We start from the raw sequence: 22,946 nt of genomic DNA, 5'->3' as shown, positions 1-22,946 counted from the left end.
TGTCACCGGTCGACGCCTCCCATCACGGGGTCGATGGACGCGACGGCGACGATGACGTCGGCGACCATGCCGCCCTCGCACATCGCCGCCATGGACTGAAGGTTGGTGAAGGACGGATCACGGAAGTGGACCCGGTACGGGCGGGTTCCGCCGTCGCTCACGACGTGCGCGCCCAGTTCTCCCTTGGGCGACTCGACGGCCGTGTAGACCTGCCCGGGCGGGACCCGGAAGCCCTCGGTGACCAGCTTGAAGTGGTGGATCAGGGCCTCCATCGAGGTGCCCATGATCTTCTTGATGTGGTCCAGCGAGTTGCCGAGCCCGTCCGGGCCGAGCGCCAGCTGCGCGGGCCAGGCGATCTTCTTGTCGGCGACCATCACCGGGCCGGGCTGGAGGCGGTCCAGGCACTGCTCGATGATCCGCAGCGACTGGCGCATCTCCTCCAGCCGGATGAGGAAGCGGCCGTAGGAGTCGCAGGTGTCGGCGGTCGGGATGTCGAAGTCGTAGTTCTCGTAGCCGCAGTACGGCTGGGCCTTGCGCAGGTCGTGCGGCAGTCCGGCGGCCCGCAGAATCGGTCCTGTGGCGCCGAGCGCCATGCAGCCGGCCAGGTCCAGATAGCCGATGCCCTGCATACGGCCCTTGAAGATCGGGTTGCCGGTGGCGAGCTTGTCGTACTCCGGCATGTTCTTCTTCATCTTCTTGACGAACTCGCGCACCGCGTCGACCGCGCCCGGCGGCAGGTCCTGCGCGAGCCCGCCGGGCCGGATGAAGGCGTGGTTCATCCGCAGGCCGGTGATCAGCTCGTACAGGTCCAGGATCATCTCGCGGTCCCGGAAGCCGTAGATCATGACGGTGGTGGCGCCGAGCTCCATGCCGCCGGTGGCGATGCACACCAGGTGCGAGGAGAGCCGGTTGAGCTCCATCAGCAGCACCCGGATGATCGTGGCGCGATCCGGGACCTGGTCCTCGATGCCGAGCAGCTTCTCGACGCCCAGGCAGTACGCCGTCTCGTTGAAGAACGAGGTGAGGTAGTCCATGCGCGTCACGAAGGTGGTGCCCTGGGTCCAGTTCCGGAATTCGAGGTTCTTCTCGATGCCGGTGTGGAGATAGCCGATGCCGCAGCGGGCTTCGGTGACCGTCTCGCCGTCGATCTCCAGGATGAGCCGGAGCACGCCGTGGGTGGACGGGTGCTGCGGACCCATGTTGACGACGATGCGCTCGTCGTCGGCCTTGGCCGCCGCCTGGACGATCTCGTCCCAGTCGCCACCGGTGACCGTGTAGACGGCGCCCTCGGTGGTGTCACGCGACGACCGCAGCGTCCCGAAGGGACTCGATGACGGGTTGGGCGATGTGTTCGGGGTGGTCACGAGTACGACCTCCGCTGGTCCGGAGCCGGGATCTGGGCGCCCTTGTACTCGACGGGGATGCCGCCGAGCGGGTAGTCCTTGCGCTGCGGGTGGCCCTGCCAGTCGTCCGGCATCATGATCCGGGTGAGGGCGGGGTGGCCGTCGAAGACCAGGCCGAAGAAGTCGTAGGTCTCGCGCTCGTGCCAGTCGTTGGTCGGATAGACCGCGACCAGGGACGGGATGTGCGGGTCGGCGTCCGGGGCACTGACCTCGAGGCGGATCAGCCGATTATGGGTGATCGAGCGCAGGTGGTAGACGGCGTGCAGCTCGCGGCCCACGTTTTGAGGAGACACAGTGCCCGGGTAGTGGACACCGGAGACGCCCGTGCAGAGCTCGAAGCGCAGGGCCGGGTCGTCGCGCAGGGTCCTGGCGACTCGCACCAGATGTTCGCGGGCGATGTGGAAGGTGAGTTCGCCGCGGTCGACGACCGTCTTCTCGATGGCGTTCTCGGGGAGAAGACCCTGCTCCTCCAGGGCGCCCTCGAGTTCGTCGGCGACCTCGTCGAACCATCCTCCGTACGGGCGGCTCGTGGCACCGGGCATCCGCACGGACCGTACGAGGCCGCCGTAGCCGGAGGTGTCGCCGCCGTTGCCGGCGCCGAACATGCCCTTGCGGACGCCGATGACCTCGCCCACGTCATCACGCTGGGCCGGGACGTTGTTGCCGTTGAGGTGCTCTTCGCTCACCGGAGCAGCCCCTTCATCTCGATGAGGGGAAGCGCCTTGAGGGCCGCCTCCTCCGCCTCACGGGCCGCCTCCTCGGCGTTCACGCCGAGCTTGGAGGTCTGGATCTTGTGGTGGAGCTTGAGGATCGCGTCCAGCAGCATCTCGGGCCGGGGCGGACATCCCGGCAGATAGATGTCGACCGGGACGATATGGTCCACACCCTGTACGATCGCGTAATTGTTGAACATTCCACCTGATGAAGCGCAAACACCCATGGAGATGACCCACTTGGGGTTCGGCATCTGGTCGTAGACCTGCCGCAGGACCGGCGCCATCTTCTGGCTCACCCGGCCGGCCACGATCATCAGATCGGCCTGGCGCGGAGAGCCGCGGAAGACCTCCATGCCGAAGCGGGCGAGGTCGTATCGGCCGGCGCCGGTGGTCATCATCTCGATGGCACAGCAGGCGAGGCCGAAGGTTGCGGGGAAGACGGATGCCTTGCGCACCCAACCCGCGGCCTGTTCGACGGTGGTCAGCAGAAAACCGCTCGGCAGTTTCTCTTCGAGTCCCATTGGTGGCCCCTCAGACCCTTCAGTCCCATTCCAGGCCGCCGCGCCGCCAGACGTACGCGTAGGCGACGAAGACGGTGAGCACGAAGAGCAGCATCTCCACGAGCCCGAAAACCCCCAGGGCGTCGAAAGTGACGGCCCAGGGATAGAGAAAGACGATCTCGATGTCGAAGACGATGAAGAGCATCGCCGTCAGGTAGTACTTGATCGGGAAGCGACCGCCTCCGGCCGGCGCGGGAGTGGGCTCGATACCGCACTCGTACGCTTCCAGTTTGGCCCTGTTGTACCTCTTTGGGCCGATAAGCGTGGCCATGACCACGGAGAAGATCGCAAACCCTGCCCCGAGGGCGCCGAGCACGAGGATGGGCGTGTAGGCATTCACGCTCCTCGCTCCTTCCAGTCGTCCTTGACCGTTGGACCGCACCGGGAACATGTGAGGCAGTTCACAAGCCCGACGCTGCGCATCCTATGCCCGCCGGTCTGTGATCTGCGACACGGGGTACAACAACGTCTTTGTGATCTCCACCACCTGTCGAAGGATCATGAAGTCGGATGATCGGTGATCTATGCACGTGAAGCACTCGACCAGTCACCAGATGTGACATTCAAAGCGTTCGACGCAGGTCAGAGGGCGTTTGCTCTATCAAGGACGAAGCCTTGCGCGCAAATTCGCGATGGACTCGGACGGGTGATATAGCACCCACCCCACCCCGACGAGCGAGTCTCGCGGCGGCAAGTTGACACGTGCACGCGTTCACGAGAACCAGCCCCCGCAATCGGAGCTCCGGAATGTGACCTGCACCACTCTCTTATGACCCGTCAACAAAGTGGGCTTGGCCAAGTTCGCCAACAGATGGTAAGTGCCGGTCAATTCGGACGTTTTACAGAAAACCCGTGATCACAGGGCTGCGGAGCCCTGTCCGAATTGCCCGTTACGGCGTCAATAAAGGCTTCAAGCGCCAGGATTAAGCCGTCTCGAATCCAACTGTGGCGCATACCACGTTTCTTGAAGGGAGCCGTGCAGCCTGATAGCGGTGGACTTATGTCCCTCACCGCTCACATACCCAGCCACCGGAAGCCCCGTCGCGGCACCTCGAAGGTCTCGCTCCGCGCCGGAGTTGCCGGTGGCGTCCTCAGCACCATCGCGGTGGCCGGTGCTGCCGGACCGGCGAATGCCGAGCCGGTGACCGAGACCATCGAGATGCCGGTCCTCGACCCGTCCGGGCTCACCTCCGGACTCGCCGACGCCGTCGCGCAGTCCGCCGAGGCCAGCCAGGCCGCCGCGCTCGACCACGAGCTCCGGACGACGCAGGACGCCGCGGCGGGCACCGCCGCGAAGGCCGCGAAGAAGGCCAAGAACGAGGCCCTGCGCAAGGCCGAGGCCGAGCGGAAGGCCGAAGAGGCCGCGGCCCGCGCCGCCGCCGCGGAGCGCGCCTCGCGCACCGCCGACCGCCCCACGCTCAGCAAGTCCTCCTCCACCGCCACCCAGGCCTCCTACAGCTCCACGACCACCCGCTCCACGGCCACCGGCTCCGCCGCCGCCGTCGTCGACTTCGTACGCGCCCAGCTCGGCGACGCGTACGTCATGGGCGCGACCGGCCCCAACGCCTGGGACTGCTCCGGCCTGGTCGGAGCCGCGTACCGCTCCATCGGCATCGACCTGCCGCGCATGTCGCAGGACCAGTCGCTGCGCGGCACCTCCGTCTCGCTCAGCAACCTCCAGCCGGGCGACATCCTGTACTGGGGCAGCCGCGGCAGCGCCTACCACGTTGCCATCTACGTGGGCGGCGGCAAGTTCATCGGCGCGCAGAACTCCAGCACGGGCGTCGTCGAGCGCAGCATGGACTGGGACCCGCCGACCGGCGCGGTCCGCATGCTCTGACCATCTCCGAGCTCTCGGCTTCGCTCGAGCAGGAGGAACCCCATAACGGACACGAAAGGGCTGCCGCTCCCCTGCCGGGGAACGGCAGCCCTTCGCCGTATCGGGGATCAGGCCTTCGGGGCCACTTTCGACAGGCCGTTGATGATGCGGTCCATCGCGTCGCCGCCCGTCGGGTCGGTGAGGTTCGCGAGCAGCTTCAGCGTGAACTTCATCAGCAGCGGGTGCGTCAGGCCGCGCTGGGTCGCCAGCTTCATGATCTTCGGGTTGCCGATGAGCTTCACGAAGGCGCGGCCCAGCGTGTAGTAGCCGCCGTAGGTGTCCTTGAGGATCTTCGGGTAGGCCCGCAGCGCCAGTTCGCGCTGCGCCGGGGTCTGGCGCGCGTGCGCCTGGACGATGACGTCCGCCGCGATCTGGCCGGACTCCATGGCGTAGGCGATGCCCTCACCGTTGAACGGGTTGACCAGCCCGCCCGCGTCGCCGACCAGCAGCAGTCCCTTGGTGTAGTGCGGCTGGCGGTTGAAGGCCATCGGGAGCGCGGCGCCGCGGATCGGGCCGGTCATGTTCTCCGGTGTGTAGCCCCAGTCCTCGGGCATCGAGGCGCACCAGGCCTTGAGGACCTCGCGCCAGTCCAGCTCCTTGAAGGAGGCGGAAGTGTTGAGCACGCCGAGCCCGACGTTGGACGTGCCGTCGCCCATGCCGAAGATCCAGCCGTAGCCGGGCAGCAGCCTGTCCTCGCCGGGTCCGCGGCGGTCCCACAGCTCCAGCCAGGACTCCAGGTAGTCGTCGTCATGGCGGGGCGAGGTGAAGTACGTGCGCACCGCGACACCCATGGGCCGGTCCTCGCGCCGGTGCAGGCCCATCGCGAGCGACAGCCGCGAGGAGTTGCCGTCCGCGGCGACCACGAGCGGCGCGTGGAAGGTGACGTCCCGCTTCTCCTCGCCGAGCCTGGCGTGCACACCGGTGATCCGGCCCGTACGGTCGTCGAGGACCGGCGCGCCGACGTTGCACCGCTCGTAGAGGCGGGCGCCGGCCTTCTGTGCCTGGCGGGCCAGCTGCTCGTCGAAGTCGTCGCGCTTGCGGACGAGTCCGTAGTCCGGGTAGCTGGCGAGCTCCGGCCAGTCCAGCTGGAGGCGGACGCCGCCGCCGATGATGCGCAGGCCCTTGTTGCGCAGCCAGCCGGCCTCTTCCGAGATGTCGATGCCCATCGACACCAGCTGCTTGGTCGCACGGGGCGTGAGGCCGTCGCCGCAGACCTTCTCCCGCGGGAAGGAGGTCTTCTCGAGCAGAAGCACGTCGAGCCCGGACTTGGCCAGGTAGTAGGCGGTCGTCGAACCGGCTGGGCCGGCCCCGACGACGATCACATCCGCGGTGTGCTCGGAGAGGGGCTCGGTCACGGCGGGTTCTCCCGAAGACTCGATTTCGCGTGCGTAAAAGCACTGGACATGAGAAGTCTATGGGTGCGTACTGATCGACAATCCGAAGGGCCGTCCCATGAGCCGAACGCTTCCCTCCGTGCAACTGCGTGTGCCCACCGAGGAGGACGCCTTCGTCTGGCACCGGATTTTCGCCGACCCGGAGGTCATGGAGTTCCACGGCGGCGTGCCCGCCGAGCCCTCCGTGTACGAGGAACTGACGGCACGACAGCGCAGACACGACGCCGAACGCGGCTTCTGTCTGTGGACGGTCCTCGACGCGGACGGCGAGGTCATGGGCTTCACCGGCGCCCAGCCCTGGCCGCACGAGTGGGGTCCGGCGGGTGAGATCGAGATCGGCTGGCGGCTGGCCCGGTCCGCCTGGGGCCGGGGCTACGCCACCGCCGCCGCCCGCACCGCCCTGGAGCGGGTACGCAAGGCGGGCGTGCGCAACGTCGTCGCGATGGTCGACGCACGCAACGAACGCTCCATCGCGGTGATACGACGACTCGGCATGGAGCTCGCCGAGACCTTCACGACCCCGGTGTCGCAGCGGACCGGTCACTGCTTCCGGCTGGAGCTCTAGAGGTGTCCGGCGGATCATGCCGGACACCCCCTAACGCTTGAAGCCCCGGTGGAGCGCCACGATCCCGCCGGACAGATTGCGCCAGGCCACCTTCGACCAGCCGGCCTCCTGCAGCCGCGCGGCGAGACCGGGCTGGTCGGGCCAGGAACGGATCGACTCGGCCAGGTAGACGTACGCCTCCGGGTTCGACGAGACCGCCCTGGCCACCGGCGGCAGCGCACGCATCAGGTACTCGGTGTAGACGGTGCGGAACGGCGCCCACGTCGGCTGTGAGAACTCACAGATCACGACCTGCCCGCCGGGCTTGGTCACCCGGTACATCTCGCGCAGCGCGGCGTCCGTGTCGACGACGTTGCGCAGCCCGAAGGAGATCGTCACCGTGTCGAAGGTGTCGTCCTTGAACGGCAGCTTCGTCGCGTCGCCCGCGGTGAGCGGGAGGTGCGAATGGCGCCTCTTGCCCTCCCGCAGCATGCCGAAGGAGAAGTCGCAGGGCACGACATACGCCCCGGTCGCGGCGAACGGCAGCGAGGAGGTCGCCGTGCCGGCGGCCAGGTCCAGCACCTTCTGTGCCGGTCGTGCGTTCACCGCCTTCGCGACTTCCTTGCGCCACCGCCGGTCCTGCCACAGCGAGAGCACGTCATTGGTCAGGTCGTAGTTCGCCGCCACGTCGTCGAACATCGTGGCGACCTCGTGCGGCTTCTTGTCCAAGGTTGCGCGAGTCACGTTCCCATTCTGTCCTGCTGCCGTGCCGCGGACGCCCGCAGGGGGCGTGTCGCCGCCTGTGGCCACCGGCCGGGCCCCGGGAAGCGGCGGCCGGAAATTCGTTCTCAACCTTTTCCGTGCGGCAGCGCTCAGGACAAGGGCGTAAGCCACGGCGTGAAGGGGAGGATGGATGCCGCCAGGCACCGAACACGGCTCGGGACACGACTTCGAGTCGTTCGCCCGGGCGAACCAGCGCAGGCTGTACCGGACCGCATACCTGCTGTGCGGGGACGCCGACACCGCACGCGATCTGACGCAGACGACCCTTGCGAAGCTGTTCCAGCACTGGCGGCGGGCGTCCGTCGCCGACCATCCCGAGGCCTACGCGAAGACCGTGCTGACGCGCACCTTCCTCGCCGAGCGGCGACGCCGGCTGCGGGACTTCCTGGCCCACACGTACGTCGTTCCGCCCCGCGTACCCGAGTACGCCGACCTGCGCGTGACGCTGCTGTCGGCGCTGGCCGAACTACCACCCCGTGCCCGGGCGATGGTCGTCCTGCGCTACTGGGAGGACCTGAGCGTCCAGACGGTCGCCGAACTGCTGCAGTGCAGCGAAGGAACGGTCAAGAGCCAGTGCTCGCGCGCGCTGACGCGGCTGCGCGCCCGGCTGGGCGAGGCCCACATCTACGCCACGGAAGGCTGAGGAGACGTCATGGGATTCGACGAGGACCACATGGACGAGCACGACGTCCTGCTGGTGCGGGACGCCATGGACCGGACGACCGCCGCACTTCCCCCGCTGCCCGACCTGGTGGGCCCGGCTGTCGCCCAGGGCCGCCGCCGTACGGCGCGCGTCCGGCTGGCAGCCGTCGGCGGGGTGCTCTGTGTCGCCGCGCTCGGTGTGGCCGGAGCGGTCACCCTGCCGGGGGACGAAGGGCAGGGGCAGCCGCGGGCGACGGTCGGGCAGGCGTCCGCACCACCCACGCCCGTCGGACAGGTGGCCACACCACCCACGCCCACGGGCCGGCCTCCGGTCCATATCGTGCCCAAGCCGGGCGAGACGTCGATGGCCGACCTGCCGCCCGCCGAGCGGGCACGGCAGGAGAGCTTCCAGGATCAGGCCGTCGGCGTCCTCCAGGACCTGCTGCCCGAGGCCGTCGGAACTGTGCAACGGACCGACCTCGAAGTGCGCCGCTACCAGGCCACGAATGCCGGGAGGACGTTCGTCGTCATCTTCTCGGTACGGCCGTCGGAGGCGGAGGACGGCGACAACCCCTGCATCGCGGCCAAGAAAATGGTCTGCGCGACGGACACCCTGCCCGGCGGCATCCGAGCCCGTGCGAGCACCGCTCCGACAGACTCCGGCACGATCACCGAGACCCAGGTCACCTTCCGCTACGGCTCCAGTCGTGTCATGCTGTCGATCTCCCCGGACGAGGTCTCGAACACCTCAGCGCCGGTCACCAACGCTCAACTGCTGGACGTCGTCAAGGACCCCCGATTCCTCGATCTGGTCGAGGAAGCGGACCGGCATCCGATGGAGAAGAAGGTCAGGTCGGTTCATGGCGGCTGAGCCCCGGGGCCGACGGGCGGCGCGGCGAGCCCGCCGACGGCGGGCCCGCATACGGATCCTGACGGGGCTGGCCGTGTCCGGCGCGGCACTGACCGGCGGGGTCGCCGTCGTGTCGGCCCTGGACGGTTCGTCGCGTCAGGACGAGGACCGGGTCTCCGCGTCGCCGTCGGCCCGTGCCACGACGGAAAAGCCCGTGCCGACATCCGAGGAGAGGCCTGATCCGGGGCCCACGCCGGGACCCGCCACGGCATTTCCCGAATCGGGGCCGGGAACCTTCACCGCCGCCCCCGCCGACGGCCGGACGTACGGCACCGGCACGGTTCAGCGCTACCGCGTCGAGATCGAGGACGGCACCGGGCTCTCCGTACGGGGCGCCGCAGCCGAGATAGGCGCGGTCCTCGGCGACGCACGCGGCTGGACGCGGGACGGCACCCACGCCTTCCGCCCGGTCGACACGGGCCGGGCGGACTTCGTGATACGGATCGCCACCCCGGCCACCGTCGACCGACTCTGCGGGGCGTACGGCCTGCACACTCGCGGCGAGGTCAACTGCCGGGCCGGCACCGCAGTGGTGGTGAACCTCAAGCGGTGGCTGCAGGGATCGCCTCAGTTCGACGGCCCCGTCACCGACTACCGCGCGCTCATCGTCAACCACGAGGTGGGCCACTGGCTGGGCCACGGCCACGAGACCTGCCCCGGGCCGGGTCGTCCCGCCCCGGCGATGATGCAGCAGATCAAGGGGCTGAAGGGCTGCGTGTCCAACGCCTGGCCGTACGACGCCGACGGCAGGTATCTGGGCGGCCCGGCCGTCCCGTAGGCCCGGCCCCGCCCGCCGTCAGCGCGCCCGGTAGACCAGCCGCCCGCCGAGCACCGTGGCCACGCACGTGCCGGCACCGTGCTCGGCAAGGGCCTCGCACGGGTCGCCGGTCGTCGGTACGTCGAAGATGGCGAAGGTCGCGTCGCGGCCCTCGGGCCCCAGCGGCGGCAGGAAGGCGTCGTCCACCGGCCGCGAGGCGAAGGGGTCGAGGGACGGGGTGCCTTCGGGTTCCTCGAAGCGTTCCTGCATGCTCAGCCCGGCACGTTGCACGGCGTCCACCACCGCGGGGCGCCACAGATCGCCCGCCACCGCAACCGTTCCGTGCGCCATCATCCGCTGGACCCCGCGCCGGGCGCTGGCGCCCCATCTGGCCTCGGTCATGTCCAGCGCGGCCAGCGCGTCGCCCGTGATCGGCTCGGTGCCGAGCTCGCCGGCCTCGCGCGGGTCGGGGTGGTAGGCACGCTCCAACAGCTCGGGGCCGTACGGATTGCACAGGCCGGGCGTGAGGATGCCGGGCCAGCGGCGCACCCGCGCTCCGGGACGTTCGGCCGCCAGGTCCTCGTACGGGCCGACGGCCGCGATCCCGCGGCCGTCGACAGCGACCGCCCCGTCCGGTACCGGGGCGAGCCCGGCACCGGGCAGGAGCAGGTCCGCGGCGTGAATCGTCAGCAACGCGACCTCAGTCGGAGGTGAGGAGCTTCAGCTCGGGGTGGGCCGTGCCGCCCTCGATCGCGGTCGACGAGAGGTGGGAGACGACGCGGTCGTCGACCGGGTCGTTCGCCGGGTCGTCGTGGACGACGAGGTGCTCGTACGTCGTGGAGCGCTGCGCCGGGACCCGGCCCGCGCGGCGGATCAGGTCGATGATCTCCAGGCGGTTGGAGCGGTGCTTGGCGCCGGCCGAGGAGACGACGTTCTCCTCCAGCATGATCGAGCCCAGGTCGTCCGCGCCGTAGTGGAGCGAGAGCTGGCCGATCTCCTTGCCGGTGGTGAGCCAGGAACCCTGGATGTGGGCGACGTTGTCGAGGAAGAGCCGCGCGATGGCGATCATGCGCAGGTACTCGAAGATGGTCGCCTGGGTGCGGCCCTTCAGATGGTTGTTCTCGGGCTGGTAGGTGTACGGGATGAAGGCGCGGAAGCCGCCCGTACGGTCCTGCACGTCGCGGATCATGCGCAGGTGCTCGATCCGCTCGGCGTTGGTCTCGCCGGTGCCCATCAGCATGGTGGAGGTGGATTCCACGCCGAGCTTGTGGGCGATCTCCATGATCTCCAGCCAGCGCTCGCCGGACTCCTTCAGCGGGGCGATGGCCTTGCGCGGCCGCTCGGGCAGGAGTTCGGCGCCGGCGCCGGCGAAGGAGTCGAGGCCCGCGGCGTGGATGCGCTTGATGGCCTCCTCGACGGACACGCCGGAGATACGGGCCATGTGCTCGACCTCGGACGCGCCGAGGGAGTGGATGACCAGCTGCGGGAATTCCTTCTTGATGGCCGAGAAGTGCTTCTCGTAGTACTCGACGCCGTAGTCCGGGTGGTGACCGCCCTGGAACATGATCTGCGTGCCGCCGAGCTCGACGGTCTCGGCGCAGCGGCGCAGGATGTCGTCGAGGTCGCGGGTCCAGCCCTTGGCGGTGTCCTTGGGCGCGGCGTAGAAGGCGCAGAACTTGCAGGCCGTGACGCAGACGTTGGTGTAGTTGATGTTCCGCTCGATGATGTACGTCGCGATGTGGCCCGTACCGGTGTAACGGCGGCGGCGTACGGCGTCGGCGGCCGCGCCCAGCGCGTGCAGCGGCGCGGAGCGGTAGAGGTCGAGCGCCTCTTCGGGGGTGATCCGCCCACCCTCCGCGGCACGGTCGAGGACGGACTGAAGGTCGGCCTTCTCGGTCACCGGGGTGTCCCTTTCGGCGGGTTGTGGACGGACCGAGCAAGCCTACGCCAGCCCTTCCGGCGAGCTGCGGGCGCCCGGCGGGCACCCGGCGGCCGAACCGATCCGCCGGTTCCGGCATCTTCCTGAGCGCCCTTCATACATTCGCACTTCTTGTCCGACCGCAGCCACCGGAGCCCGCACATGAAACGTCTGGCCATCGCCCTGACAGCCACCGCCTCGTTCGGATCGGTCGCTCTGGTCGCGGGCTGCTCGGCGCAGGGCGCGCCAGTCAGTTTCGACAATCCGAGCACGCCCGCCGCTCCGAGCGGCACCGGCAAGAGCCGCACCGGCGGGGGCGGCAGCCCCGGGCCGACGGCGTCCCCGGCCGTGGCCGGGACCCTGATGCCGACGGGCCCCAAGGCGGAGTTCACCACGGAGAACACCGTCGACGACGGCACGAAGATCGGCGTGACCACTCTCCACGGCAGGAAGTCGGGTTTCACGGGCCGGGTGTGGGTGTGGGCGCCGAAGCAGTACTTCGAACCCCGCTACGCCAGGAGCGGCTTCCCGGTGCTGATCGCGCTGCCCGGCGGCAACGGCTACCCCAAGAACTACTGGATGGGCACCGATCTGAAGCTGCAGAGCAGTATCAGCCGCTGGTCCCGGGAGGGCAGAAGCCTGCCCTTCATCGTCGTGATGCCGGTCCTGAACCCCGACAGCAGGTACTACTACGACGGAAGCGACATTCCGGGTCAACCGAAAATGGGCACCTGGCTGACCGAGGACATACCCGATTTCGTGAAGGCGAATTTCCGGACCTTCACATCCAGGGACGGCTGGGCGTTCATGGGATCTTCATCCGGTGGTTTCGCCGGGCTGAAGTCCGTACTGAAGAATCCGGACAAATTCAAGGCCGTAATCGCCTCGGGTCCCGACATCGTGCCGGACTCGCCACTGTGGGCAGGCCATGAGAAGGAACGCCAGGAGAACAACCCGGAGAGGCTGGCCGAGGCACTCACCTCCCAGGGCGGCCCGGATGTCTACCTCGCCTTCCAGATCGGCTCCAGGGAGTCCGGCGTCAACAAAGTGAAGAGGTTCATCCGTATATATGGAAAAGGTGCGGTGAAGACCCGACTCCAGGTCATACCGAACGGCCACCACAACGCCAGGACCTACGTCCAGGGCATGGGTGACGGCACCATCGGCTGGATCAGCGCCCATATGCAGGCGCCGATCCCGGCAGCGTAGAACCCTCGAACCGCGTGGAGCACCTCAGTCGAGCAGCTCGACCGCCACGTCCGCCGCGAAGCCGGTGGTCGGTCCGGTCCGCCGGGCGAACTCCCGTACGCCCCGCAGCTGATCGACCCCGAAACGGAAGTCTAGCGTGGTGAAGTACTGCTCCAGCAGCGGCGCGTCGAAGGCCTCCCAGCGGGCCGCCTGTTCGGCGACCTTGGCGACCTCCTCCAGAGAAAGGTCGCGCGAGGCCAGAAACGCCTCGTGCACCTTGCGGACCACCATCGGCTCCTTGGCCAGATAATCCTTGCGCACCGCCCACACCGCGAAGACGAAGGGCAGCCCGGTCCACTCCTTCCACATCACCCCCAGGTCATGGACCTGCAGACCGAGCCGCGGCGCCTCGTGCAGGGAGGCACGCAGGGCGGCGTCCCCGATCAGCACGGCGGCCTCCGCCTCCTGCATCATCAGGCCGAGGTCGGGCGGGCATGTGTAGTAGTCGGGCGTGACGCCGTACCGCTCGGCAAGGAGAAGCTGGGCCAGGCGTACGGAGGTGCGCGACGTGGACCCGAGCGCCACGCGCGCCCCGTCCAGCTCCTCCAGCGGCTTCTGGGACACGATCACGCAGGACATCACCGGACCGTCGCAGCCCACCGCGATGTCCGGCAGGGCGACCAGCCCGTCGGCGTTGCGCAGGAACTCGACCAGGGTGATCGGGCCGATGTCGAGATCGCCGCGGACCAGCTGCTCGCTGAGCTTTTCCGGCGTGTCCTTGGTCAGCTCCAGATCCAGGAGCGTGCCGGTCCTGGCCAGCCCCCAGTAGAGGGGCAGACAGTTCAGGAACTGGATGTGGCCGACGCGCGGCCGGCTGCGGCGGGGGTGGTCGTCCGTTGCATTGTCCACGTCGTGACACTAGACCCGGGCTCACCGGCGGACCCCGCCGGGGGCGGCGTGCCCGCCCATTCGGCTACCGAAACCACCTTTGGGACATTCGGGTGAAGTGATCTCTCCCTCTGTCCTCCTGGACACTCTGCGTGCTACGCTCGACGCAAGTTGCAGTTTGGTTTCCCTTGCAGTACAGAGTCTGCGGAGCATGTAACCCGCAGGCTTTTGTAGTTTTCAGACTTGTTTGCAGGTTCTGGAGCAGGGCAACCCTTTGGCCCAAGGAGGGCTCATGGCTACCGGAACCGTCAAGTGGTTCAACGCTGAAAAGGGCTTCGGCTTCATCGCCCAGGACGGCGGCGGCCCGGATGTCTTCGTCCACTACTCCGCGATCAACGCCTCTGGCTTCCGCTCCCTCGAGGAGAACCAGGTCGTGAACTTCGACGTCACCCAGGGCCCGAAGGGCCCGCAGGCTGAGAACGTCACCCCGGCCTAAGTTTCGCCGGTCGGCGATCGCGCCCTACTCTTAGCAGTACCCAAGGAGCCCCGTTCCGCATGGAACGGGGCTCCTGCCTTTCCTGCGACATCTCATCGCATCGGGCAGCCGCCGCAAAGAGGAGCTGCGAGGATCGGAACATGGCGCGATCGTTCGAAGAGCTGGTGAGAGAGGCCGAGGCGGCCCCTGTCGAGGGCTGGGACTTCGCCTGGCTCCAGGGGCGGGCCACCGAGCAGCGCCCCTCCTGGGGCTACCAGCGGATGATGGCCGAACGGATGGCCCGGGCCTCCGCCGCGCTGGACATCCAGACCGGCGGCGGCGAGGTCCTCGCCGGGGTGCCGAAGCTGCCGCGGCTGACCGTGGCCACCGAGTCCTGGCCGCCGAACGTCGCCAGGGCGACCAGGCTGCTGCACCCGCTCGGGGTCGCCGTCGTCGCCGACGAGGACGAACCGCCGCTGCCGTTCGCCGACGAGGCCTTCGACCTGGTGGTCAGCCGCCACCCGGTGAAGGCCTGGTGGGAGGAGATCGCCCGGGTGCTCCAGCCCGGCGGTACGTACTTCTCCCAGCAGGTCGGCCCGGCCGGCGTCTTCGAGCTCGTCGAGTACTTCCTCGGCCCGCAGCCCGAGGAAGTACGGCGCAGGCGCCATCCCGACGAGGCCCGTGCCGCCGCCGGAGCCGCCGGTCTGGAGGTCGTCGATCTGCGCTCGGAGTCGCTGCGCACCGAGTTCTTCGACATCGGCGCGGTGATCTACTTCCTGCGCAAGGTGATCTGGATGGTCCCGGGCTTCACCGTCGACCGCTACCGCACCGAGCTCCGGGCTCTCCACACCCGTATCGAGGCCGGCGGCCCGTTCGTGGCGCACACCGCCCGTTTCCTGATCGAGGCACGGAAACCCTGAGCGCCCCGGATCGGACGTGATCCGGGGCGCTCAGGGGCATGCTGTCGGGCGTCACGCGGCGACCGGGACGGCCACCTTCTCGTCGGCGTCCACGGCGTCGACGGGGGACGCCTTCGCCGCGTTGTAGGCGTCCAGGTCCAGGATCTTCTCGCGGGCCGCGACGAGAACCGGGACCAGCGCCTGGCCGGCCACGTTGGTGGCGGTGCGGACCATGTCGATGATCGGGTCGATGGCCATCAGCAGACCCACGCCCTCCAGCGGGAGGCCCAGCGTGGAGAGGGTCAGGGTCAGCATGACCGTGGCGCCGGTGAGACCGGCGGTGGCGGCGGAGCCGATCACCGAGACGAAGGCGATCAGGATGTAGTCGCCGATGCTCAGCTGGACGTCGAAGATCTGCGCGATGAAGATCGCGGCGAGTGCCGGGTAGATGGCGGCACAGCCGTCCATCTTGGTGGTCGCGCCGAACGGGACCGCGAAGGAGGTGTATTCCTTCGGAACGCCGAGACGCTCGGTGACCTTCTGGGTGACCGGCATGGTGCCGACGGAGGACCGGGAGACGAAGGCCAGCTGGATGGCGGGCCAGGCGCCCTTGAAGAAGTGCAGCGGGTTGACCTTGGCGACGGTCGCCAGCAGCAGCGGGTAGACGCCGAAGAGGACGAGCGCGCAGCCGATGTAGACGTCGGCGGTGAAGGTCGCGTACTTGCCGATCAGGTCCCAGCCGTAGTCGGCGATGGCGTAGCCGATGAGGCCGACCGTGCCGACGGGGGCGAGGCGGATGACCCACCACAGAGCCTTCTGGAGGAGCTCCAGCACGGACTCGCTGAGGGTGAGGATCGGCTTGGCCTTGTCGCCGAGCTGAAGGGCGGCGATGCCGGCGACGGCGGCCATGAAGACGATCTGCAGGACGTTCAGCTCGGTGAACGGCGTGACGACGTCGGTCGGGATGATGCCGGTGAGGAAGTCGAGCCAGGAGCCCGCATGCTCGGGAAGCTTGCCGTCCTTCGGCGTGAGGCCGGTGCCCGCACCCGGGTTGGTGATCAGGCCGATCGTGAGGCCGATGGCGACCGCGATCAGCGACGTGATCATGAACCAGAGCAGCGTGCGGGAGGCCAGCCGGGCGGCGTTGTTGACCTTACGCAGATTGGTGATCGACACCAGGATGGCGAAGAAGACCAGCGGGCCGACGGCCAGCTTCAGCAGCTGGACGAAGAGGTGGCCCACCTTGTCGAGGGCGGTGTAGAGCCAGCCGATGTCCTGGCTGCGGGCGATCCAGCCGAGCAGGGCGCCGAGCACCAGACCGGTGACGATCTGGGCCCAGAAGGGGAATTTGGCCGATATGGACCTGGGGGATATCGCGGACTTGGAGTTCGCGGACACGGACACACTCCGGTGTGGACGCAAGGCATTACGGGGGGACAGAAGGGAGCGGCGCCCGTGCTGACGGGGCGCGCCGCCGCAGAAGGCCGGCTCAGACCGTGCGGCAACAGACCGCGGACATGCGGCGACACGTTGACTTCATGCTGAACACGTTAACACTTGAACTTTGAGATTCTCAAAGCCTTGCTTTGAGGCGGAGGTGCCCGGAAACGACAGAGCCCCAGGCCGAAGCGGGTGCTTCGGCCTGGGGCGTCGAGGTCTGTGACGAACCTTACGCGGCGTCGTCCTCCTGGGCCCTGTTGGCGTCCAGCCGGGCCTTGGCCCGGTCGACCTTCTCGACGATCTGGACCGACATCTCGTCACGCTGCTTGCGCAGCAGCACGAAGCTGAGCGGCGCGGAGACGACGAGGGAGAGCAGGACGACCCAGATGAAGTTGGAGTCGCCGAGCCCGGAGGGAAGCACTCCGAACTGGACGAGGCCCGCGACGACGACGAAGCAGCCGACGAAAACGCCCAGGCGCATGGCGGTGTACCGGATTGTGGCGCTCGGCTTTGCAGCGGACACGGCTGTTCTCTCTTCTCCCTACGACAGATCGCGCCCACCAGTGAAGCACGACCCCTCTGTGCCCATTTGAGGGGGCTCCATCCCGAATCGGTTCAGCGGGAGCAGCATGATGACGTCGTCGCGGTCGTCCTCCGGGCCGACCCGTATGGCGCCGGGCACCCGACCGACCTCCTTGTACCCACAGGAGGCATAGAACCGGTCGACACCGGTACCGCCGCGACAGGTGAGCCGGATCGCCTCGACGCCCTCGAAACCGCGCGCGGCCTCCTCGGCGGCGGCCATCAGGTCGCGCCCGTAGCCCTTGCCCTGATGGTCGGGGTGCACCATCACGGTGTACAACCAGATCCAGTGCCTCATCAGCCGGTGTCCGTTGTACGTGAGGAAGGCGGTCGCGGCGACGGCGCCTTTCTCGTCGTGCCCGACCAGCAGCCGGGTCCGCCCCTCGGCCATCGCGGCCAGGTGTCCGACCAGTTCGGGCCGGATGTCCTCGGTGGTCACGGGCGGTACGAATCCGACGGCTCCGCCGGCGTTGCTGACATCGGTCCAGAGGGCGGCGATCCCGTCTCGCAGAGCGGGGTCGACCTTCGGATCCAGCTGAAATGTAAGTGGCACATCCGGAGACTACTTATTACCTCAGCCCATCCTCAACCCCCGTCCGCCCAGCGGACAACAGCACCGCCCCGTACCGCGGCGGAGCCATGGCACGGGGCGGGAAACGGGGACGGGGGGCGGTACCCCGCGAGGTCAGACGCGCATCGGCTGCGGCGACTCGCGGCGGGCCGGGTCCGGGCCGTCGTACTCGCGGATGATCTCGTAGCGGGTGTTCCGCTCGACCGGGCGGAAGCCCGCGTCGCGGATCAGGTCCAGCAGGTCGTCGCGGGTCAGCTTGTTCGGCGTACCGTAGTTGTCCGCGTCATGCGTGATCTTGTACTCGACGACCGAGCCGTCCATGTCGTCCGCGCCGTGCTGGAGCGCGAGCTGAGCGGTCTGGACTCCGTGCATCACCCAGAAGACCTTGACGTGCGGGACGTTGTCGAAGAGGAGGCGCGAGACCGCGAAGGTCTTCAGCGCCTCCGCACCGGTCGCCATCGTGGTGCGCGCCTGCAGCTTGTTGCGGACCTTGCCGTCCTTCATGTCCACGAAGTCGTGCTGGTAGCGCAGCGGGATGAAGACCTGGAAGCCGCCGGTCTCGTCCTGGAGTTCACGCAGCCGCAGGACGTGGTCGACGCGGTGCCGCGGCTCCTCGATGTGGCCGTAGAGCATCGTGCAGGGGGTCTTGAGACCCTTCTCGTGCGCGAGCCGGTGGATGCGCGACCAGTCCTCCCAGTGGGTGCGGTGGTCGACGATGTGCTGCCGGACCTCCCAGTCGAAGATCTCGGCACCGCCGCCGGTCAGCGACTCCAGGCCCGCCTCGATCAGCTCGTCCAGGATCTCCGAGGCGGACAGGCCCGAGATGGTCTCGAAGTGGTGGATCTCGGTGGCGGTGAAGGCCTTCAGCGAGACGTTCGGCAGGGCCTTCTTCAGCTCACTCAGCGACCGCGGGTAGTAGCGCCACGGCAGGTTGGGGTGGAGCCCGTTGACGATGTGCAGTTCGGTGAGGTTCTCGTTCTCCATCGCCTTGGCGAGGCGGACGGCTTCCTCGATGCGCATGGTGTACGCGTCCTTCTCGCCCGGCTTGCGCTGGAACGAGCAGTACGCGCACGACGCCGTGCACACGTTCGTCATGTTGAGGTGGCGGTTGACGTTGAAGTGGACGACATCGCCGTTCTTGCGCGTACGCACCTCGTGGGCGAGTCCGCCGAGCCACGCCAGGTCGTCCGACTCGTAGAGGGCGATACCGTCCTCGCGGGTCAGCCGCTCCCCGGACCGGACCTTCTCCTCCAGCTCACGCTTGAGCCCAGCGTCCATCCCGGCCGCCTCCCATACGTCTACTCTTCAGGCTCCACCAACCGTAGCCCTATGCCTCCTCGGGAAGTTCGCCGACCCGGTTCTCCCACTTCGTGGACAGCACGATCGTCGTACGCGTACGGGAGACGCCCTTGGTGCCGGAGAGCCGGCGGATCATCTTCTCCAGGCCGTCGACGTCCGTCGCCCGCACTTTGAGCATGTACGAGTCCTCGCCCGCGATGAACCAGCAGTCCTCGATCTCGCCGAGGTCCTTCAGCCGGCGCGCGACGTCCTCGTGGTCGGCGGCGTCGGAGAGCGAGATGCCGACCAGGGCCGTCACACCGAGGCCGAGCGAGGGGGCGTCGACGGTGGCGCGGTAGCCGGTGATGACCCCGGCCGCCTCGAGGCGGTTGATCCGGTCGGTGACGCTGGGTCCGGAGAGCCCTACGAGCCGGCCGAGCTCGGCGTAGGAGGCCCTGCCGTTCTCCCGCAGGGCCTGGATGAGCTGCCTATCCACGGCGTCCATATACCTGAAGCCTTCCATTGTTCAGCAGTACCGCGAGTTTACGTATAGAATCTAAGGCACACAGGGCCGACACCCTGTGAATCGTTCACCGGATCAACGACGATCTTTCAGGAGTGATCTCACCGTGTACACGATCGAGATGGCATACGCCCGCATGCGCCAGCTGCAGGACGAGGCCAACCGCTCGCGTGCCGCCCGTCCCTTCGGCAGTGCCTCGCGCCTTGCCCCGCTGCGGGCCCGCTTCGCACGCGGCGCCAAGAAGAACTAAGCCCCCCGAGAGCCACCGAGCTCTCCCTCCCAACGGCGGTACAGCTTGTGCGGCACCTCTGCCGCGTCCAGCACCCGCCCCGCGACGAAGTCCACCAGATCCTGGATGTGCGTCGCCCCCGCGTAGAACGCCGGCGAGGCGGGCAGCACCACGGCTCCCGCCTCGTCCAGCGCGACCAGGTGCTTGAGGGTCTGCCCGCTCAGCGGGGTCTCCCGCACCGCGATCACCAGTCTGCGCCGCTCCTTGAGCGTCACGCTCGCCACCCGCTGGAGCAGATCCTTCGACAGGCCCAGCGCCACTCCGGCCACACAGGCCGTGGACGCCGGCACGATCAGCATCCCCTTCACCGGGTACGAGCCCGACGACGGCCCCGCCGCCAGATCCCCCGCGGCCCAGTACCGTACGTCGTCCACCGGCACCTCGAAGGTGTCCGGCTTCCCGTCCGCGCCACGCGCCAGCCAGGCCGTCAGATCGTCACGCCAGTGCGCGTCCCGGAACGCGATCCCCGTCTCGTCGAGCAGCGTCAGCCGCGAGGCACGGCTGACCACCAGGTCCACGCTCTCCCCGGCCGCCAGCAGCCCGCGCAGCACCGACGCCGCGTACGGCGTCCCGGACGCCCCGGACACACCGACGACCCAGGGGATGCGTTTGCCGTCGTTCATGACGCCGAGCCTATCCGGCGGCCGGACATCCGAGTCGGGCCGCCGGACCAGAACCCCCGCGCATGCGGGGCCGACCGGCTGAACCGCGCCTTCTTGACCGTGAACGGCGGAACATCCCCGCATATGCGGGGACAATCCCGCAACGCCAGCCGCACCTCGGGCCGGCCGCTGAGAAACAGCGGCCGATCACACGATCGAGTAGTCACACCGTGAGCCCACGTGCAAGCAGATCCATCAGCGTAAAGAGGAACAGGCTGATCCCGATCACACCATTGACAGTGAAGAAGGCCCTGTTCAGGCGGGACAGGTCATGGGGTTTCACGATCGTGTGCTCGTAGAGGAACGCGCCAGCGACGATCACCAGGCCCAGCCAGAGGAACGCACCACCGTCAGTGACCAGGGCGTACCAGACGAGCAGGGCCATGGTGACCGCATGGCAGCCGCGCGCGCCGTACAGCGCGGCCGGGATGCCGAAGCGGGCCGGGACCGACTTCACTCCCCCGGCGCGGTCCGACTCCACGTCCTGGCAGGCGTAGATCAGGTCGAAGCCGCCGATCCAGATGCCGATGGCGAGGCCGAGGACCACGGCCTCCCAGGACCACTCCCCCGTGACCGCGAGCCAGGCGCCGACCGGGCCCATCGCCTGGGCCAGGCCCAGGATGGCCTGCGGGAAGTTCGTGAACCGCTTGCCGTACGGATAGACCACCATCGGCACCACCGCGACGGGGGCCAGGGCCAGGCACAGCGGGTTCAGCAGCGCGGCCGCCCCGAGGAAGATCACGACGGCGATCAGCGCGCCCGTCCACGCGGAGCGCACCGAGACCGCCCCGGTGACGAGTTCACGGTGGGCGGTGCGCGGGTTACGGGCGTCGATCTCACGGTCGATGATCCGGTTGGCGGCCATCGCGAACGTCCGCAGGCCCACCATGGCGACGGTGACCAGCAGCAGATCGCCCCAGTGGATGCGGCCGTCCAGCCGGAACATCGCCGTGAGGGAGGCGATGTACGCGAAGGGCAGCGCGAAGACCGAGTGCTCGATCATCACCAGGCGCAGGAACGCCCGGGTCCGGCCCGGCTGCGGGACCGCGGCGGCGGAGGTGCTCACAGTCCGTACTCCGGTTCGCCCCCGCGCCGGCGGGGAAACCCCGGTACCGCGCTGCCGAACCCCGTATTCCTGCTCCCCGTCACAGCCCGTACTCCTTCCAGCGCTTTGTCACTCGTTCGGCCGTCTCCGGGTCCGGGAGGACCATGTTCGGCCAGCCGCCGTCCCGGGTGTAGCCCTCCTCGGGCCACTTCGCGGTCGCGTCGATGCCCGCCTTGCCGCCCCAGAACTGCTGGTACGACGCGTGGTCCAGGTGATCGACCGGGCCCTCGACGACGGTCAGGTCGCGGGAGTAGTCCGTGTTGCCGAGTGCCCGCCACGACACCTCGTGGAGGTCGTGGACATCGCAGTCGGCGTCCACCACCACGATCAGCTTGGTCAGCGACATCATGTGCGCGCCCCAGATCGCGTGCATGACCTTCTGCGCGTGCTTGGGGTACTTCTTCTCGATCGAAACGATCGCGCAGTTGTGGAAGCCGCCCGACTCGGGCAGGTGGTAGTCCACGATGTCCGGCACGATGATCTTCAGCAGCGGCAGGAAGAAACGTTCCGTGGCCCGTCCCAGCGGGCCGTCCTCCGTCGGCGGGCGGCCGACCACGATCGACTGGAGGAGCGGACGCCTCCGCATCGTCACACAGTCGATGGTCAGTGCCGGGAAGGGCTCCTGCGGCGTGTAGAAGCCGGTGTGGTCGCCGAAGGGACCTTCCGGCAGCATCTCGCCGGGCTCCAGCCAGCCCTCCAGCACGACCTCCGCATGCGCCGGGACCTGGAGCGGGACGGTCTTGCAGTCGACCATCTCGATGCGCCGGCCCTGTACGAAACCGGCGAAGAGGTACTCGTCGATGTCCCCGGGCAGCGGCGCGGTGGACGCGTACGTCACGGCCGGCGGACAGCCGAAGGCGATGGCGACGGGCAGCCGCTCGCCCCTCTTGGCGGCCACGGCGTAGTGGTTCCGGCTGTCCTTGTGGATCTGCCAGTGCATGCCGATGGTGCGCTTGTCGTGGCGCTGGAGCCGGTAGAGACCGAGATTGCGGATCCCGGTCTCCGGGTGCTTGGTGTGCGTCAGACCGAGGTTGAAGAAGGAGCCGCCGTCCTCGGGCCAGGTGAACAGCGCGGGCAGCCGGTCGAGGTCCACGTCGTCGCCGGTGAGGACGACCTCCTGGACCGGGGCGTCCTTCACCTTCTTCGGCGGTACGTGCGTCATCGCGCCGAGCTTGCCGAAGGCCTCGCGGACGCCGACGAATCCGTGCGGCAGCTCGGGGCGCAGCAGGCCGCCGATCTTCTCGCTGATCTCGTCGTAGGACTTCAGGCCGAGCGCCTTCAGCAACCGACGGTCGGTGCCGTACACGTTCATCGCCAGGGGCATCGAGGAGCCCTTGACGTTCTCGAAGAGGAGCGCCGGGCCACCCGCCTTGTTCACCCGGTCGACGATCTCTCCGACCTCCAGGTACGGGTCCACTTCGGCCTTGATGCGCTTGAGGTCACCCTCGCGTTCCAGCGCCCGGAGCAGCGAGCGAAGATCGTCGTAAGCCATGCGGTCCAGTATCGGTCACCCACTACGCTGGACCCGTCACCGGGGCGG

General features: G+C 68.3%; 26 protein-coding genes. 9 read left to right on the top strand and 17 right to left on the bottom strand.

Annotated features, from left to right (window positions below):
* Positions 1-2 precede the first annotated feature (2 nt).
* The 4 genes from ABD858_RS18500 to ABD858_RS18485 are packed head-to-tail and all read right to left on the bottom strand — an operon-like array spanning position 3 to position 3,019.
* Positions 3-1,313, bottom strand: coding sequence for an NADH-quinone oxidoreductase subunit D (locus ABD858_RS18500; RefSeq protein WP_345044677.1), 1,311 nt, complete (start codon positions 1,311-1,313; stop codon positions 3-5).
* A 47-nt stretch (positions 1,314-1,360) separates the two neighbouring features.
* Entirely contained in the window at positions 1,361-2,089 is a 729-nt protein-coding gene (locus ABD858_RS18495; protein ID WP_345038870.1) for an NADH-quinone oxidoreductase subunit C, read from the bottom strand.
* The gene (locus ABD858_RS18490) at positions 2,086-2,640 is read right to left on the bottom strand and encodes a NuoB/complex I 20 kDa subunit family protein (protein WP_345038868.1); all 555 of its coding nucleotides are present in this window, start codon (positions 2,638-2,640) and stop codon (positions 2,086-2,088) included. Before ABD858_RS18490 ends, ABD858_RS18495 begins: the two co-directional genes overlap by 4 nt.
* Positions 2,641-2,659: 19 nt before the next feature.
* On the bottom strand, positions 2,660-3,019 hold the full coding sequence (locus ABD858_RS18485; protein WP_345038866.1) for an NADH-quinone oxidoreductase subunit A: 360 nt from the start codon (positions 3,017-3,019) through the stop codon (positions 2,660-2,662).
* 660 nt (positions 3,020-3,679) lie between these two features.
* Between ABD858_RS18485 and ABD858_RS18480 the strand changes: the two genes are divergently transcribed.
* Positions 3,680-4,519, top strand: coding sequence for a C40 family peptidase (locus ABD858_RS18480; RefSeq protein WP_345038864.1), 840 nt, complete (start codon positions 3,680-3,682; stop codon positions 4,517-4,519).
* A 107-nt stretch (positions 4,520-4,626) separates the two neighbouring features.
* On the opposite strand, the gene ABD858_RS18475 is transcribed toward ABD858_RS18480, so the two are convergent.
* On the bottom strand, positions 4,627-5,913 hold the full coding sequence (locus ABD858_RS18475; protein ID WP_345038863.1) for a geranylgeranyl reductase family protein: 1,287 nt from the start codon (positions 5,911-5,913) through the stop codon (positions 4,627-4,629).
* Positions 5,914-6,010: 97 nt separating this feature from the next.
* Between ABD858_RS18475 and ABD858_RS18470 the strand changes: the two genes are divergently transcribed.
* Positions 6,011-6,517, top strand: coding sequence for a GNAT family N-acetyltransferase (locus ABD858_RS18470; protein ID WP_345038861.1), 507 nt, complete (start codon positions 6,011-6,013; stop codon positions 6,515-6,517).
* A gap of 30 nt (positions 6,518-6,547) precedes the next feature.
* Here ABD858_RS18470 and ABD858_RS18465 read toward each other — a convergent pair whose 3' ends face one another.
* Positions 6,548-7,240 (bottom strand): demethylmenaquinone methyltransferase, encoded by a 693-nt coding sequence (locus tag ABD858_RS18465; protein ID WP_345038860.1) that lies wholly within the window; start codon positions 7,238-7,240, stop codon positions 6,548-6,550.
* A gap of 169 nt (positions 7,241-7,409) precedes the next feature.
* On the opposite strand from ABD858_RS18465, the gene ABD858_RS18460 reads away from it, so the two are divergent.
* Genes ABD858_RS18460 through ABD858_RS18450 form a run of 3 tightly spaced genes read left to right on the top strand, consistent with a single transcriptional unit; the run spans position 7,410 to position 9,609 of the window.
* Positions 7,410-7,922, top strand: coding sequence for a SigE family RNA polymerase sigma factor (locus ABD858_RS18460; RefSeq protein WP_345038858.1), 513 nt, complete (start codon positions 7,410-7,412; stop codon positions 7,920-7,922).
* 9 nt (positions 7,923-7,931) lie between these two features.
* Entirely contained in the window at positions 7,932-8,792 is an 861-nt protein-coding gene (locus tag ABD858_RS18455) for a hypothetical protein (RefSeq protein WP_345038856.1), read from the top strand.
* Positions 8,782-9,609, top strand: coding sequence for a DUF3152 domain-containing protein (locus tag ABD858_RS18450; protein WP_345038854.1), 828 nt, complete (start codon positions 8,782-8,784; stop codon positions 9,607-9,609). Before ABD858_RS18455 ends, ABD858_RS18450 begins: the two co-directional genes overlap by 11 nt.
* Positions 9,610-9,627: 18 nt before the next feature.
* Here ABD858_RS18450 and ABD858_RS18445 read toward each other — a convergent pair whose 3' ends face one another.
* Positions 9,628-10,281 carry an amidohydrolase family protein gene (locus ABD858_RS18445; protein WP_345038851.1) on the bottom strand — a complete coding sequence of 218 codons (654 nt, stop codon included), beginning with the start codon at positions 10,279-10,281 and terminating at the stop codon, positions 9,628-9,630.
* Between the two features lie 7 nt (positions 10,282-10,288).
* Entirely contained in the window at positions 10,289-11,488 is a 1,200-nt protein-coding gene (mqnC, locus tag ABD858_RS18440) for a cyclic dehypoxanthinyl futalosine synthase (protein WP_345038849.1), read from the bottom strand.
* A gap of 180 nt (positions 11,489-11,668) precedes the next feature.
* On the opposite strand from mqnC, the gene ABD858_RS18435 reads away from it, so the two are divergent.
* Entirely contained in the window at positions 11,669-12,715 is a 1,047-nt protein-coding gene (locus tag ABD858_RS18435; RefSeq protein ID WP_345038847.1) for an alpha/beta hydrolase, read from the top strand.
* A 24-nt stretch (positions 12,716-12,739) separates the two neighbouring features.
* Here the strand turns inward: ABD858_RS18435 and ABD858_RS18430 are convergent, their stop codons facing one another.
* The gene (locus tag ABD858_RS18430; RefSeq protein WP_345038844.1) at positions 12,740-13,603 is read right to left on the bottom strand and encodes a menaquinone biosynthetic enzyme MqnA/MqnD family protein; all 864 of its coding nucleotides are present in this window, start codon (positions 13,601-13,603) and stop codon (positions 12,740-12,742) included.
* A gap of 271 nt (positions 13,604-13,874) precedes the next feature.
* Here ABD858_RS18430 and ABD858_RS18425 point away from each other — a divergent pair, with 271 nt between their 5' ends.
* Both ABD858_RS18425 and ABD858_RS18420 read left to right on the top strand, forming a co-directional pair.
* Entirely contained in the window at positions 13,875-14,078 is a 204-nt protein-coding gene (locus tag ABD858_RS18425) for a cold-shock protein (protein ID WP_003967102.1), read from the top strand.
* A 140-nt stretch (positions 14,079-14,218) separates the two neighbouring features.
* Positions 14,219-14,977: a class I SAM-dependent methyltransferase gene (locus ABD858_RS18420; RefSeq protein ID WP_345038841.1), complete on the top strand. Its 759-nt coding sequence runs from the start codon at positions 14,219-14,221 to the stop codon at positions 14,975-14,977.
* Positions 14,978-15,028: 51 nt separating this feature from the next.
* Here the strand turns inward: ABD858_RS18420 and ABD858_RS18415 are convergent, their stop codons facing one another.
* The 5 genes from ABD858_RS18415 to ABD858_RS18395 form a co-directional block, all read right to left on the bottom strand.
* Positions 15,029-16,360 carry a dicarboxylate/amino acid:cation symporter gene (locus tag ABD858_RS18415; protein WP_425586221.1) on the bottom strand — a complete coding sequence of 444 codons (1,332 nt, stop codon included), beginning with the start codon at positions 16,358-16,360 and terminating at the stop codon, positions 15,029-15,031.
* A 265-nt stretch (positions 16,361-16,625) separates the two neighbouring features.
* Complete coding sequence (locus ABD858_RS18410) at positions 16,626-16,919, bottom strand: DUF4229 domain-containing protein (protein WP_345038837.1); 294 nt, start codon at positions 16,917-16,919, stop codon at positions 16,626-16,628.
* A gap of 18 nt (positions 16,920-16,937) precedes the next feature.
* Positions 16,938-17,531 (bottom strand): GNAT family N-acetyltransferase, encoded by a 594-nt coding sequence (locus tag ABD858_RS18405; protein ID WP_345038834.1) that lies wholly within the window; start codon positions 17,529-17,531, stop codon positions 16,938-16,940.
* 132 nt (positions 17,532-17,663) lie between these two features.
* On the bottom strand, positions 17,664-18,827 hold the full coding sequence (mqnE, locus tag ABD858_RS18400) for an aminofutalosine synthase MqnE (RefSeq protein ID WP_345038832.1): 1,164 nt from the start codon (positions 18,825-18,827) through the stop codon (positions 17,664-17,666).
* 49 nt (positions 18,828-18,876) lie between these two features.
* Positions 18,877-19,332 (bottom strand): Lrp/AsnC family transcriptional regulator, encoded by a 456-nt coding sequence (locus ABD858_RS18395; protein ID WP_345038831.1) that lies wholly within the window; start codon positions 19,330-19,332, stop codon positions 18,877-18,879.
* A gap of 124 nt (positions 19,333-19,456) precedes the next feature.
* Between ABD858_RS18395 and ABD858_RS18390 the strand changes: the two genes are divergently transcribed.
* The gene (locus ABD858_RS18390; protein ID WP_345038829.1) at positions 19,457-19,600 is read left to right on the top strand and encodes a hypothetical protein; all 144 of its coding nucleotides are present in this window, start codon (positions 19,457-19,459) and stop codon (positions 19,598-19,600) included.
* Here ABD858_RS18390 and ABD858_RS18385 read toward each other — a convergent pair.
* The 3 genes from ABD858_RS18385 to ABD858_RS18375 all read right to left on the bottom strand — a co-directional run bounded on the left by ABD858_RS18385 (position 19,597) and on the right by ABD858_RS18375 (position 22,898).
* Positions 19,597-20,262 (bottom strand): UbiX family flavin prenyltransferase, encoded by a 666-nt coding sequence (locus tag ABD858_RS18385; protein WP_345038827.1) that lies wholly within the window; start codon positions 20,260-20,262, stop codon positions 19,597-19,599. The two genes, ABD858_RS18390 and ABD858_RS18385, sit on opposite strands and share 4 nt — an antisense overlap.
* A 202-nt stretch (positions 20,263-20,464) precedes the next feature.
* Positions 20,465-21,367, bottom strand: a complete 903-nt coding sequence (gene mqnP, locus ABD858_RS18380; RefSeq protein WP_345038824.1) for a menaquinone biosynthesis prenyltransferase MqnP — start codon at positions 21,365-21,367, stop codon at positions 20,465-20,467.
* Positions 21,368-21,446: 79 nt separating this feature from the next.
* The gene (locus tag ABD858_RS18375; RefSeq protein WP_345038822.1) at positions 21,447-22,898 is read right to left on the bottom strand and encodes a menaquinone biosynthesis decarboxylase; all 1,452 of its coding nucleotides are present in this window, start codon (positions 22,896-22,898) and stop codon (positions 21,447-21,449) included.
* Positions 22,899-22,946: the final 48 nt, after the last annotated feature.

The sequence above is a fragment of the Streptomyces sannanensis genome, from assembly GCF_039536205.1.
Classification (GTDB): Bacteria; Actinomycetota; Actinomycetes; order Streptomycetales; family Streptomycetaceae; genus Streptomyces; species Streptomyces sannanensis.
This window is presented reverse-complemented; position numbering and strand designations above follow the sequence as displayed.

Excerpts from the sequence above, each read along its gene's own strand:
- ABD858_RS18455 (WP_345038856.1), top strand. The coding sequence starts at position 7,932 with ATGGGATTCGACGAGGACCACATGGACGAGCACGACGTCCTGCTGGTG.
- ABD858_RS18435 (WP_345038847.1), top strand. The coding sequence starts at position 11,669 with ATGAAACGTCTGGCCATCGCCCTGACAGCCACCGCCTCGTTCGGATCG.
- ABD858_RS18470 (WP_345038861.1), top strand. The coding sequence starts at position 6,011 with ATGAGCCGAACGCTTCCCTCCGTGCAACTGCGTGTGCCCACCGAGGAG.
- ABD858_RS18395 (WP_345038831.1), bottom strand. The coding sequence starts at position 19,332 with ATGGACGCCGTGGATAGGCAGCTCATCCAGGCCCTGCGGGAGAACGGC.
- ABD858_RS18490 (WP_345038868.1), bottom strand. The coding sequence starts at position 2,640 with ATGGGACTCGAAGAGAAACTGCCGAGCGGTTTTCTGCTGACCACCGTC.
- ABD858_RS18385 (WP_345038827.1), bottom strand. The coding sequence starts at position 20,262 with ATGAACGACGGCAAACGCATCCCCTGGGTCGTCGGTGTGTCCGGGGCG.
- ABD858_RS18480 (WP_345038864.1), top strand. The coding sequence starts at position 3,680 with ATGTCCCTCACCGCTCACATACCCAGCCACCGGAAGCCCCGTCGCGGC.
- ABD858_RS18420 (WP_345038841.1), top strand. The coding sequence starts at position 14,219 with ATGGCGCGATCGTTCGAAGAGCTGGTGAGAGAGGCCGAGGCGGCCCCT.
- mqnE (WP_345038832.1), bottom strand. The coding sequence starts at position 18,827 with ATGGACGCTGGGCTCAAGCGTGAGCTGGAGGAGAAGGTCCGGTCCGGG.
- ABD858_RS18450 (WP_345038854.1), top strand. The coding sequence starts at position 8,782 with ATGGCGGCTGAGCCCCGGGGCCGACGGGCGGCGCGGCGAGCCCGCCGA.
- ABD858_RS18425 (WP_003967102.1), top strand. The coding sequence starts at position 13,875 with ATGGCTACCGGAACCGTCAAGTGGTTCAACGCTGAAAAGGGCTTCGGC.
- ABD858_RS18375 (WP_345038822.1), bottom strand. The coding sequence starts at position 22,898 with ATGGCTTACGACGATCTTCGCTCGCTGCTCCGGGCGCTGGAACGCGAG.
- ABD858_RS18460 (WP_345038858.1), top strand. The coding sequence starts at position 7,410 with ATGCCGCCAGGCACCGAACACGGCTCGGGACACGACTTCGAGTCGTTC.